The following is a 12,524-nucleotide window of genomic DNA, read 5'->3' on the forward strand; positions in this document are numbered from 1 at the left end:
ATATGTATTTAAACTGCCACAGCCATTTCAGTTTCAATTATGGTACGCTCAGCATCAAAGATTTGGTTGCCAGAGCCAAAGCCGCCGGATGCCGTAACCTTGCGCTTACTGATATTAACACCACCAGCGGCCTGTTCGATTTCATAAAAGAGTGTAAAAAAGCCGATATTAAAGCCATTGTAGGGGTAGAGTTCAGAAACAGCGATGAAGTAAAATACACTGTACTGGCAAAGAACCAGAATGGGCTGCATGAAATCAACCGGTTTTTGTCTGAGTATCTGGCTTCCGGAAAGCCCTATCCGCAAAAGGCGCCGCCATTCCGGGATAGTTTTGCTATTTATCCGATGAGCTATTTTGAATCAAACCCAACGCTTGACGAACACGAGTATATAGGCGTGCGGTTCTGGGAGCTAACCCGGCTTTTTAAGTTTCAGAAGCACCCGGCTATTCAGAAGGTGCTGGCCATACATACGATTACGTTTCATGACAAGATTACCTTTAACCTGCACCGTTTGCTGCGGGCCATCAGTAAGAATGTACTTTTGAGCAAGCTGCCTAAAAATGAAGAGGCTTGCCCTGACGAGATTTTTGTTGATATCCCAACTCTGATCGACAAATTTGCCGATTACCGTATGTTCATGAAAAATACTGCTCTGGTAATTAACCATTGCAATTTTGAGTTTAACACGCACACCGATAAGAATAAAAGATTCTATACTAAAAATAAAGAAACTGATATGGAGTTTCTGCGGAAACTTACTTTAGATGGTGCTTCTAACCGGTATGATATAACAAATGCTGAAGTGATCAGGCGGATAGATAAGGAGCTGGAGATTATAAGCCAGATGAACTTTGCGGCGTATTTTCTTATGACCTGGGACATCATCAATTATGCCAGATCAAGAGGGTATTTTCATGTAGGCAGGGGCTCTGGGGCTAATTCAATTGTAGCCTATTGCATAGGTATTACAGATGTAGATCCTATTGAATTAAACCTGTTCTTTGAGCGGTTCATCAATCCTGAACGCACATCACCGCCTGATTTTGATATTGATTTTTCGTGGGATGAGCGCGACGAAATCATTCAGTATATTTTTAAACGATACGGTAAAGAGCACGTTTGCCTGCTGGCCACCTATAACACTTTTCAGCGTAACTCAGCCATACGTGAGCTGGCCAAGGTTTTTGGCCTGCCCAAGCCAGAGGTGGATATGTACCTGCGCTACCCCGAAAGGGCCCAGAGCAACGAATATATGCGGTATATTCTGAAATACGCTCCGTTGATGGACGAAATGCCTAACAACCTGTCTATCCATGCAGGGGGTATTCTGATTTCGGAAGAACCCCTGTTTAATTATACCGCACTGCAACCCATGCCCAAGGGGTTTCCGATATGCCAGTGGGATATGTACGTAGCTGAAGAAATTGGTTTTGCCAAGTTTGACGTGCTGTCGCAACGGGGGCTGGGGCATATAAAAATGGCTGTTGACCTGGTGCGAGACAATCACAGGATTAACATTGATATCCATCAGGTGCATAAATTCAAAAAAGATGAAAACATCAGGAAGCAACTACAGGCCAACGAAACCATGGGCTGCTTTTATATAGAGTCGCCGGCTATGCGCCAGCTGATGCGGAAACTCAGATGCGATAATTACCTTACCCTGGTAGCGGCCAGCTCTATTATACGGCCGGGTGTTGCCAGCAGCGGCATGATGAAAGCCTACATAGAACGGCACCACGACCCCCACAATATTCAGTACCTGCATCCAAGAATGAAAGATTTGCTGGAAGATACCTACGGAGTAATGATTTATCAGGAAGATGTGATAAAAGTGGCTCATGGATTTGCAAAAATGACATTGGGCGAGGCCGATATGCTCAGGCGTGCCATGTCTGGCAAATATAGAGCCAGAATGGAATTTGAGAAAATAGTAGACAAATGGTTTGCCAATTGCCGGGCTGAAGGCTATAGCGACGAACTGGCAAAAGAAGTATGGCGGCAGGTAGAGAGTTTTGCAGGTTATAGTTTTTCAAAGGCGCATTCGGCGTCTTATGCAGTAGAGAGTTACCAGAGTTTGTATCTGAAAACCTATTTCCCATTAGAGTTTATTACGGCTGTTATTAACAATTTTGGTGGTTTTTACCGAACCGAGTTTTATATACATGAAGCCAAACGTTGCGGAGCAACTATTGAAGTGCCGGATATTAATGAAAGCAATATGCTTACGGGCATTAAGGGCAAAACCATCTGGCTGGGTTGGATTCATATCAAAAGCCTTGAAGTAAAAATTGTTAAAAACATACTCGACGAAAGGAACCAGAAAGGTCGTTTCATGTCTTTTGCTGATTTTGCCCATCGCGTTCCGATTGGCCTTGAACAACTGATTGTGTTAATAAGAGTGGGGGCATTCAGGAATTTCGGCATGACCAAGAAAGAACTGCTGTGGGAAGCCCACCTGCTGTTGCATAATAATTTCAAGCCGTCGGCATATAAAGAGGCACTGTTTGAGTACCTGGAGCCAGAATCCCATCTGCCGGCTTTGTCTTATGACCCCCTGGAAGATATGTATGACGAAATAGAATTTCTTGATTTTACCGTAGGCTCCCCCTTCGATTTATGTGCCGAGCCCGTGGCCGATACCTGCACCATAGATAAACTGCACGAAATGCTGGGCCAGCCTGTTAACATATACGGCTACCTGATAACCTGGAAATCAATACGTGCCAAAAACGGCCAGTTGATGGGCTTTGGTTATTTTTATGATTACTCAGGGAAATTTTTTGATACCGTACATTTTCCTAAAACGGTTAAGAAATACCCGTTGCGTGGTTCTGGTATCTATCATCTTTGTGGTAAAGTGGTAGAAGATTTCGGCTTTTATTCAATAGAAGTAGAGTCTATGCGTAAAGTTGAACTAAAGCCAGACCCCAGAAGTGTATCAGAACCTATCTCTGATGCCTCACTGGCTTTTGTAATCAGCGATTAACTAAGCAACAAAGCGCCGCCAGCCTAAATAAATAAGTACAAAGAGAACCACAAAAATACCCAGTAGCACAGTAATAGGCATATAAGAGAAAACAACAATATGAATTTTCTCTAAAAACCACATGAAAGCCATAGTGGCAAAGAGCATAAACCACAGGCCTGCTATTTTACCGAAACCCGGAATCAGAGCCAATCGCACGTTTTTGCTGATAATGAAAATAGTAATCAGCATCACCACTACAGGTAGAATTTGCATGTACACGTCCATTTCCATCACGTTGCCATGCTGAAATACAAAAAAGTAGATATTGAGTGCAACAGCAAAAACACCGGGTATACTTACCAGATATATCAGCACGGCATACAGGTATTTCCAGGGCGACAGGTGCCCTTCATTTTTGCCTAGCAAGCCCGCCAGAATGGCTGCGGCGGGAATCCCCGTAAAATAAAAGAGCAATAAGCCCGGATGTGCGCCAATTTGCTGAAAAAGCTGCTGTAAGGTCATTTTTTTGTTATTGTTTTAGCAAATGTAAATGGTTTTTTTCAGAGAAAAACAAAAGTAAAGGATGGCCGGATAAAAATCCTGACCAGTGTGTCTGTCAACTTTTATTGTTGTATTCCGGGCAATGTGCATACAGGCTATGTGGTATATACATTTGGGTAATGTAAAATTATTGAGTAGTTTGAATAGATTGTTTAACACCTGAAAATATTCTATTTTTATCAGTAAATTAGTCATATTCAACCCTTTAAACAACACTAGTATGATCAGATGTATATTTTTACTGGCTTTTTTGCTGGTAAGCGCTATGGTATACAGCCAGACCCAAAAACCGCTGAGAATTATTATGATTGGCGCCCACCCCGATGACTGTGATTTGAAATCGGGCGGAACAGGTATTTTATTCTCAAAAATGGGCCATGCCGTTAAATTTGTATCTGTAACCAATGGCGATGCCGGGCATCAGAGCGAGGGTGGGGGCATGCTGGCCAAAAGAAGGCTGGCCGAAGCTAAAGAAGCCGGCAAACGCTTTGGTGTAGAATACGATGTGCTAGACAACCACGATGGTGAACTATTACCCAGCCTCAATGTAAGGCTGCAGATTATCCGTAAAATAAGAGAATGGGAGGCCGATGTGGTAATTGCACCAAGGCCGAATGATTACCACCCCGACCACCGCTATACTGGTGTATTGGTGCAGGATGCCGCCTATATGGTAGGTGTGCCTAATGTGGCGCCTGATGTGCCGCCATTGAAGAAGAATCCGGTATTTTTGTATTTTCAGGATGGTTTCCAGCGCCCAAACCCTTTCAGGCCTGATGTAGCCATTGATATATCTGGCGTGTATGACCAGAAGATTCATGCCCTGGATGCGCACGTGTCGCAGTTTTATGAGTGGCTGCCCTGGATAGGCGGTTTCCTGGATCAGGTTCCACAGGGTAAGGCAGAAAGAAAAGCCTGGCTTACAAAGACCCGTGCCGTAACCATAACCCCCGAAGCCAGAACATCGCTGGAAAAATGGTATGGAAAAGCGCACGCAGCCAATGTAAAACACGCCGAAACTTTTGAGGTATGCGAATATGGCTCCAGACCTACTGATGAAGATTTAAAGAGGCTGTTCCCGATGCTGAAGAATAATTAAAAAAAAGCGGGCTATTCATTTGAGTAGCCCGCTGCATTTATAAAGTCAATGTTAATTTTCAGGTGTTAAGTTCTTTGGTTGCTGTCCTTTGCTGGCGGCTGTGGTACGGTAGCTGGTATTCATAATCTGTACGGCATATTCTTTACGTTTCACCTGGCCGTTCAGGTACTTCTCTATCAGCAACGAGGCTATCGGTGCAGCCGCGCGTGCTCCCCAGATACCATTCTCAACCACTACGGCAATAGCAATTTTAGGATTTACCCTTGGGGCAAATGCAATAAAAAGAGAGTGGTCGCCTCCCTTTTTGTTTTGTGACGTACCTGTTTTGCCGCAAACCTCAATGCCTTCTATGCGCGCCACACGGCCTGTGCCGCTTTCAACCACGGCATACATGCCATTTACCACAGGCTCAAAGTATCGGGCGTCTACACCTGTCTGATGTACTTTTACCAGGTCAGGTTTTACACCTCCTTTGGGTTGCCCCACACCTTTTATCAGGTGAGGTGTTACCCAATATCCCCGATTCGCCAATGCTGCGCACAGGTTAGCCAGTTTCAGTACGTTTACTCCCAGTTCTCCTTCGCCGATACTCAATGAATAAATATTTGAGAATTTCCATTCGTTTTTGCCATACACTTTATCGTAACGCTCAACACTTGGCAAAAGCCCGGCTTTTTCGCCCGGCAGGTCTATACCCAGTTTAATACCGAAACCAAATTTCTCCATCATGGTATGCCATACAGCAAGGCCTTCACGCGCCGATATAAACGGGTTAGATTCGTTATTATTACCAATTATTTTCTTGAAAACATTAAAGAAATAAGGGTTACATGAGCTTTGAATGGCATTATGCAGGTTGGCGGTATGCAATGCAGAGTGCCCATGACAGGCCATTGGAGACGGGTAACCCGTAAATGACGTAGTAGGTGTAATGACGCCCTCCTGCAATGCAACGGCTGCCTGCACCAGCTTGAACGTTGAACCCGGGCGATAGAACGAGTTAGTTACCCGGTTGATTAGCGGCTTATCGGGGTTTTTTGACAGCTCTCTGAATTTTGTAGAAAAAAGTTTACCCGACAGCTCGTTGGGGTCATAGGTAGGGTAAGAGCCCAGCGTCAGAATTTCGCCGGTATTGGGTTCAATAGCCACCACACCCCCCACCTTGTTCTGGAAAAGGCTGTCGGCAAACTGTTGTAAGCCCATGTCAACCGTTGAGTGCAAGTCTTTACCAATTACTGCCAGTGTATCAAAGCTGCCACCGCCATACGCCCCTTTCTCTTCTCCTTTTACGTTAACAAGCGTAAAGCGCGTGCCTTTCTGGCCGCGTAAGTCAAGCTCATATTCTTTCTCCAGCCCTGTAAGGCCTATGTAATCTCCTTTGCGGTAGTATTTATTATCTCCCTGGGCTTCGTATTGCGTTTTTGATAACTCACCTATATACCCAAGTGCATTGGCCATAGTAGCCGCCGGATAAGTGCGGAAAAACGACTGCTCAAAATTAAAGCCAGAGAAATTCACCATGGCGTCGGCCACTTTTGCGTAGTCTTCTTTTGATAATTGTCTGATAAAGATTGAGGCTTTGTTGACCGAATATTCTTTGGCCACACGCATGGTGCTGTCAAAGAATTTTCGGGTAATGCCAAACAGGTTGCAAAAGGTAAGCGTATCCATGGGCTTCACCTTGCGTGGTGTTACATACATATCATATACCTCTACATTGGCTACCAGTAGTTTTCCGTTGCGGTCATATATTTGCCCGCGTAACGGTATCTGTATGTTTTTTCTGATGGCATTGCTAGAACCCAGCGAACGGTAGCGGTCGTCAATAACCTGTAAATAAAGTAATCTTGAGATGTAAATCAGAAGAACTGTAAAAAATATAAAAAGTATGGTTGTTTTACGATTTTCGAGCATTCGTATTGTAATTGTTTAAAGCACAATACGAAATTAGCTAAGTTTTGGTTAATATTCTTGCCTGGATGCAGAATATTTTTCTGGCTTGCAGAAAGCCTGAACCGCCACTATTGTAGTTGGGGTATGCTATTTACCCGGCTGTGTGTGCAAATTTAAGTTATATGTTGAAGTGCACAAGTTATAAAGTATAAAAGCAGAGAGAAGCAGCCCGTTTCAGTTAAAGGACATTAATTACCGGGTTTTTTGTGTGGATACCCTGCTTCTCTGCTAATGCTTTTTTATGGATGGGATGGGATTCAATCATATTAATTATTTGGTGTCTGACAGGGCTATTAAGTTGAGGTATGTGGGTTTCTGATAGCCCATTTTGGCAATAGTTACTTTCACTTTTTTAATGGCTTGTTTTTTATTGGAAGCCGGCAGAAAATCGTGCATCTTGAAGTCGATACCTTCAGCCATAAATTCATAAATTTTCATACTCAAATCTAATTTAGCGGTTTGCATTTTTCTGGATATTTTAGAATTAATAGATATTTTAAAAATGATTTTAATAATCAGCCAGCCTTAACGAGGTCCTTACTATCGATATAATCACAACTTCATGTTTAACTTAATGGTATTTACATCGCTCTGAATGCTCTGTAAAACCGAGAAAAGTAAATCTGAAGGTTGTGTGTCGGCAGGGTTTATGCTGCAGACAAACTCCCATATTTCGAAAACTTCTTTAAATGGTAATTTATATGGTGCGTAATACGTATTATCAGAGTGTAACATTAAGTACCCGTCGGCTTTGTTAAACCGGTGAATTCTTTTATAAACCAGGCCATCGTTTTGTGTAAGTATCACATAGGTTTTACCGTCTTTTATATCGGCGAGGTTTTCCAGGTATTTACCTATCACAAAAGCACCTTTTTCAAGCGGGGGCATAGAGTCTCCTACAATCGGGAAACCCCTGTATTTACCGTTGGCAATGTAAGGCAGAGATATGCGGGGCAGATTCTGTATAAAGCCGGGGTCGTTATAGCCGCTCAGGTAACCTGCCGAGGCTTTTACCGGTACCAGCTCAATCATATCATTGCCTTGTTCATCAACCATAATCGGAAACAACACCCGTTTGCCGCCTATTTCCATCAGGCTTTGAGGGTCGGTTACAGTAGTCAGGTCAATTGTTATCAATGCATCTATTGACACGCCAAAAAACTTTGCTATATTTGTCAGACCATCAATGGTTGGAGAAGATTTGCCCTCTTCCCATGACCCCAGCGTGGTTCTGGGTACATTGAGCGTTTCTGCCAATGCACCCTGGCTTAATTCTTTCAGCTTACGTAAATGAGCTATATTGAGTGAAAGCAAAGTTTTGTTTGTACCTGTCTTCATGTTCTGCCGATATTTTCGGATTATTGTGCCGAAATCTTCGGCAATAATAAATACTATTTTTTTATCTTCCAAATAGTATTGGAAAAAATTTTATTTTTATTGGAAATTTTTCTGATAATGTCCTTAGATGATTCTATGGCTTTAAAATAGCATCGTATATATATAGCGTTGCGGCTTTATAGTCGTCAGGGCAGAAGTAGGCTCTGATGCCTTTAGATGTTGATTCAACCCAGAAGGGGTTTTGGGTCATGGGGGCGCCTGTGGGCGACCATAATCTGACTGGTACCTGATGCACCGGGCGATGGTCTTTCAGGCTAATAAGGTCAAAACCGCCTAAACGGATTGTGTGCCCATTATGGCTGTAACGCTGCAAGCCTGAGCAAATAGTCAGGTTCTGGCCCACATAGTGGCAGTCCTGGTAGTCGATATAAAATGACGGGTTAGCTATGCGTAGTTTTTCCGGCGATTCGCCTGTGTTTTTTACTTTGCCTCTACGTGTGAGTTTCCATTCATAGAAATTTCTTGAGCCCCAGCTAATGCCAGACAGCGTGTGGCTGCCGGTGTTATGCACAATGCCCCCGATATGGTCTTTAAAGCGCATTACTTCGGTTGCCTTCAGGGTAGCCGGGTTAACCTTATAGATGATAGACTGGCTGTTCGGGCGGTATTCGGCCACGGGTACCCAGATATACTCGCCGTCATAATCGATACCACCGGGATGATACATGGTGCCTTCGCCCAAAGTGATGCCGTCAATTAATTTACCGGTGGAGTCTATCTTGAACAAGTGGCCTGTTACATTGCCAGTACTTCCGTTTACAGGTGATGCTTTTACTTCAACTGAACTCAGATAAAAGAACTCGCCGACTTTGACCATCCCCTGTGGGTGATAGGCAGAAAACTGCAAAGGTATAGCCACCACCTGTTGCCATTGGGTGTCGTTTTTTAATTTTTTTATATCGGTAATGAGGTTTTGCGCCAGCGAGCAAGCAGGGCATAACAGCGCAATGGCAATCAGTATGTAACGCATAGCAATAAATGATAGTTGAATGCTAATTGGGCAGAAATATAAAAGGGGAAACCGAAATTTCCCCCAATTGTATCATTAAATTATAGTTACCTGTGGTTAAAATAATGCCAGTTGCCCGTCACTATCATCAGTATTTTCAGTGGCGTCGGCCTCTGTTTGTGCATTGGTTTCTTCGGCCACTTCCTGCTTCACTTCCACCTCTTCTGGTTTTGGCTCAAGCATTTGTACATCCAGTATTTCAAATACGTTCAGTTTCTGACCAATGGCTTTCCAGCCTCTTACTTCAACAAACTCATCTACCAGAATGGTCTGGCTCTCGGCAGGCGATTTTTTATCTGCCTTGGTTTTAACCTGTATCCTCGGGTGCTTGTCGACACTTACCGCCAGCATACTCGAGTTTTTGGTGTCTGTAATAAACAAGAATTTCTTATCTATGGTTGTGGTTTCAATCTTGAAGCGCTTAATGTAATAGGTTTTATGCTCGCCATCAAAATACAGACAAGAGATGATGCGCTCTGGCGAGAATTTTACCACTTCGGCAATTTCTTTTGGTTCGTACCGATTAGTCAATTCAAAGTTGGTCAATTCATACTGTCCGTCTTTATAAAGTACAAGTATGCGGTCTTCCGAACCAAAATTGCCCAGATATAATCCGTGCTCGTCGCGATTCAGCTTGCCTATTACGGCATCAAACCAGATGTCTACACCACCAAGGGTTGATTTTCCGGCCGATTTCATGATAATTTTTCTGACCGGAAACTTGGTAAGCACATTGCCCATCGAATTCCGGTTCTTGATGGCCAGAGCCGAGAAATCCCACTCAAATTGTTTCTTTTTAGCAGTTGAGTTGGCCGTCAGGTTTACGGTTACAATTTCTGCTTCGCCGTTGTCATTGGCTGTAAAGTATAGAATTTTCGATTTCGGATTCCCCATCGTCAGGTCATATTCCTTGTCGCGCGTAATGCCCGACACAAAGAAACGCTTGGCATAAGAGGTGCCCGACTTGGCATCTACATAAACTACATTGTAGATTTTTCGTTCATCATTTTTGCGGAACACCGAGCAATAGATGATGTCTTTACCTACAAAGACTTTATCCTGAATTTTGGTGATAATATACTTGCCGTCTCGTTTGAAAGCAATGATGTCGTCAATATCTGAGCAGTCCATTACATACTCATCTTTTTTGAGTCCATAACCTATAAAGCCGCCTTCGCGGTCTATATATAGTTTCTGATTATTGGCGGCTACTACTGTGGCCTGTACGGCATCAAATTGTCTGATTTCAGTTTTACGCTCACGACCTTTTCCGTATTTACGAAGAATTTCTTTGTAGAAATCAATGGTATAGCGCACCAGATTCTGCAGGTTGTCTTCTACTTCTGCCAATTCCTGCTCCAGGCGACGCATCAGTTCATCGGCCTTGAATGAGTCATATTTAGAGATACGCTTGATTTTGATTTCACACAAACGCAGGATGTCTTCCTCTACAATTTCGCGATAAAAATCTTTCTTAAACGGTTCAAGTCCTCTATCAATTGTTTCTATAACGGCTTCAAAGGTTTCGCACTCTTCAATGTCGCGGTATATTCGGTTTTCAATGAATATTTTCTCTAACGAGCTGTATAATAATTTCTCTTTCAGTTCATGCTTCCTTATTTCTAACTCGCGTTTCAGCAGGTGCATGGTTTGCTGTGTAGCCAGACGCAGAATCTCACTAACGGTTACAAAATGAGGTTTTTCCTCAATAATAACGCAGGCATTGGGCGAAATGGAAACCTCGCACTCTGTAAAGGCATACAGGGCGTCAATCGTAATGTCCGGCGATGTATTCGGTGCCAGATGCACAATGATTGATACTTCTTTGGCGGTGTTATCCTCTACCTTCTTTATTTTTATTTTGCCGGTATCGTTGGCTTTGATGATAGAGTCAATGAGCGACGTAGTAGTTGTACCATAAGGTATTTCATTAATAATTAAGGTCTTTTTATCGGCCTCTGAAATCTTGGCTCTTACTTTTACCTTACCACCGCGCAAACCGTCATTGTAGTTGGTTATGTCTATCATACCACCCGTCAGAAAATCAGGGTATATCTGAAACGGCTCTTTTCTGAGAAACGCCATGGCGGCCTCGCACACTTCTACAAAATTATGTGGCAGTATTTTGGTAGAAAGACCTACCGCAATACCTTCTACGCCCTGCACCAGTAGCAAAGGGAATTTAGATGGCAGGTTGATTGGCTCACGTTTCCGGCCGTCATAAGACATCTGCCATTCGGTGGTATCTTCATTGAAGAGTACATCGTTGGCAAATTTAGATAGCCTTACCTCAATATAACGCGGAGCAGCAGCGCCGTCGCCGGTGCGGATATCACCCCAGTTACCCTGGGTGTCTAGCAGAAGGTTTTTTTGGCCTAAAGAAACAATGGCATCACCGATGGAGGCGTCTCCATGAGGGTGAAACTGCATGGTAGAGCCAATTACGTTTGCCACTTTGTTGAAGCGGCCATCGTCCATTTCTTTCAGGGCGTGCATTACGCGGCGTTGGACGGGCTTAAGCCCGTCTTCAATGGCCGGTACGGCTCGCTCCAGAATTACATAAGAAGCATAGTCGAGAAACCAGCTCTCGAACATGTCATCGATAACTTCTTTTTGGTGAAGCGGATCATATTCCGGATTTTCGTCATTCATGGGAATCAATTCAGAAAGCATTATTTTAATGCAAATATAGCAAAATATTGCCTATCAATAAGCAAAAAAGGACTTACGGTGCGTAAATCCTTTTTTGGGTAATGGTACGAAATGTCTTTTTATCAGGCTGCTTCAAAATTTTCGCTTACCTTTTTCCAGTTCACTACATTCCAGAAAGCGTTAATATAATCGGCACGCTTATTCTGGTATTTAAGATAATAGGCATGCTCCCAAACATCAATGGCCAATACAGGTGTGCCCTTGTCTGGAGCTACGTCCATCAGCGGATTATCCTGATTAGGCGTTGAGGTAATCTTTAGTTTTTTATTGGCATCTACAATTAACCAGGCCCAGCCCGAACCAAAACGGGTGGTAGCTGCTTTGGCAAATTCTTCTTTGAATTTGTCGAAACTGCCAAAAGAGCTGTTAATAGCAGCCGCTAGTTTACCGGTAGGAGCGCCACCAGCATTCGGGCCGAGAATCTGCCAGAAAAAGGTATGGTTCCAGTGTCCGCCACCATTGTTTCTTACAGCTACCGGATGCTTGCTTATATCTTTCAATATATCAGTAAGGGCTGTTTTTTCAAGCGGGGTGCCTGCAATAGCCTTATTCAGGTTGTCTACATAAGCCTTATGGTGGCGGTCATGGTGAATCTCCATGGTTAGCTTATCTATATGGGGTTCAAGCTCATCGTTGGCATAAGGAAGCGGCGCCAGGGTGTACATGCCTTCAAAGCTGACAGGTTTTGCAAAAACATCACCCATTTTTAATAAAAAGGAGCTTCCGACGATTGCTTTGATGAAATCTTTTCTGTTCATGGTTTATGCAGGGATTTATGGTAAAAGAATCTTTTTTGAATTTCGGTTCGTAAATATAAAAA

9 protein-coding genes are annotated in these 12,524 nt (G+C 43.4%); 2 read left to right on the forward strand and 7 right to left on the reverse strand.

Annotated features, from left to right (window positions below; all coding sequences use genetic code 11):
* Positions 1–2 precede the first annotated feature (2 nt).
* A complete protein-coding gene (locus NZ848_RS15690) occupies positions 3–2,990 on the forward strand; it encodes a DNA polymerase III subunit alpha (RefSeq protein ID WP_259016310.1) in 2,988 nt (995 codons plus the stop codon).
* On the opposite strand, the gene NZ848_RS15695 is transcribed toward NZ848_RS15690, so the two are convergent.
* On the reverse strand, positions 2,991–3,494 hold the full coding sequence (locus NZ848_RS15695) for a hypothetical protein (RefSeq protein ID WP_259016312.1): 504 nt from the start codon (positions 3,492–3,494) through the stop codon (positions 2,991–2,993). It lies immediately after the preceding gene.
* A gap of 259 nt (positions 3,495–3,753) precedes the next feature.
* On the opposite strand from NZ848_RS15695, the gene NZ848_RS15700 reads away from it, so the two are divergent.
* Positions 3,754–4,632, forward strand: a complete 879-nt coding sequence (locus NZ848_RS15700) for a PIG-L deacetylase family protein (RefSeq protein ID WP_259016313.1) — start codon at positions 3,754–3,756, stop codon at positions 4,630–4,632.
* A gap of 51 nt (positions 4,633–4,683) precedes the next feature.
* On the opposite strand, the gene NZ848_RS15705 is transcribed toward NZ848_RS15700, so the two are convergent.
* The 6 genes from NZ848_RS15705 to NZ848_RS15730 all read right to left on the reverse strand — a co-directional run bounded on the left by NZ848_RS15705 (position 4,684) and on the right by NZ848_RS15730 (position 12,462).
* Positions 4,684–6,546: a penicillin-binding transpeptidase domain-containing protein gene (locus tag NZ848_RS15705; protein ID WP_253534249.1), complete on the reverse strand. Its 1,863-nt coding sequence runs from the start codon at positions 6,544–6,546 to the stop codon at positions 4,684–4,686.
* A gap of 309 nt (positions 6,547–6,855) precedes the next feature.
* Complete coding sequence (locus tag NZ848_RS15710) at positions 6,856–7,050, reverse strand: hypothetical protein (protein WP_101725131.1); 195 nt, start codon at positions 7,048–7,050, stop codon at positions 6,856–6,858.
* Between the two features lie 87 nt (positions 7,051–7,137).
* Entirely contained in the window at positions 7,138–7,923 is a 786-nt protein-coding gene (locus NZ848_RS15715; protein ID WP_253534251.1) for a LexA family transcriptional regulator, read from the reverse strand.
* A 133-nt stretch (positions 7,924–8,056) separates the two neighbouring features.
* On the reverse strand, positions 8,057–8,953 hold the full coding sequence (locus tag NZ848_RS15720; RefSeq protein ID WP_259016315.1) for a DUF6454 family protein: 897 nt from the start codon (positions 8,951–8,953) through the stop codon (positions 8,057–8,059).
* Positions 8,954–9,049: 96 nt separating this feature from the next.
* On the reverse strand, positions 9,050–11,665 hold the full coding sequence (locus NZ848_RS15725) for a DNA gyrase/topoisomerase IV subunit A (RefSeq protein WP_390890889.1): 2,616 nt from the start codon (positions 11,663–11,665) through the stop codon (positions 9,050–9,052).
* A 101-nt stretch (positions 11,666–11,766) separates the two neighbouring features.
* Entirely contained in the window at positions 11,767–12,462 is a 696-nt protein-coding gene (locus NZ848_RS15730) for a superoxide dismutase (protein WP_309600839.1), read from the reverse strand.
* Positions 12,463–12,524 lie beyond the last annotated feature (62 nt).

This window comes from Emticicia fluvialis (genome assembly GCF_024793945.1).
Taxonomy (GTDB): domain Bacteria; phylum Bacteroidota; class Bacteroidia; order Cytophagales; family Spirosomataceae; genus Emticicia; species Emticicia fluvialis.

Excerpts from the sequence above, each read along its gene's own strand:
- NZ848_RS15730 (WP_309600839.1), bottom strand. The coding sequence starts at position 12,462 with ATGAACAGAAAAGATTTCATCAAAGCAATCGTCGGAAGCTCCTTTTTA.
- NZ848_RS15720 (WP_259016315.1), bottom strand. The coding sequence starts at position 8,953 with ATGCGTTACATACTGATTGCCATTGCGCTGTTATGCCCTGCTTGCTCG.
- NZ848_RS15705 (WP_253534249.1), bottom strand. The coding sequence starts at position 6,546 with ATGCTCGAAAATCGTAAAACAACCATACTTTTTATATTTTTTACAGTT.
- NZ848_RS15695 (WP_259016312.1), bottom strand. The coding sequence starts at position 3,494 with ATGACCTTACAGCAGCTTTTTCAGCAAATTGGCGCACATCCGGGCTTA.
- NZ848_RS15710 (WP_101725131.1), bottom strand. The coding sequence starts at position 7,050 with ATGCAAACCGCTAAATTAGATTTGAGTATGAAAATTTATGAATTTATG.
- NZ848_RS15700 (WP_259016313.1), top strand. The coding sequence starts at position 3,754 with ATGATCAGATGTATATTTTTACTGGCTTTTTTGCTGGTAAGCGCTATG.
- NZ848_RS15690 (WP_259016310.1), top strand. The coding sequence starts at position 3 with ATGTATTTAAACTGCCACAGCCATTTCAGTTTCAATTATGGTACGCTC.
- NZ848_RS15715 (WP_253534251.1), bottom strand. The coding sequence starts at position 7,923 with ATGAAGACAGGTACAAACAAAACTTTGCTTTCACTCAATATAGCTCAT.
- NZ848_RS15725 (WP_390890889.1), bottom strand. The coding sequence starts at position 11,665 with ATGCTTTCTGAATTGATTCCCATGAATGACGAAAATCCGGAATATGAT.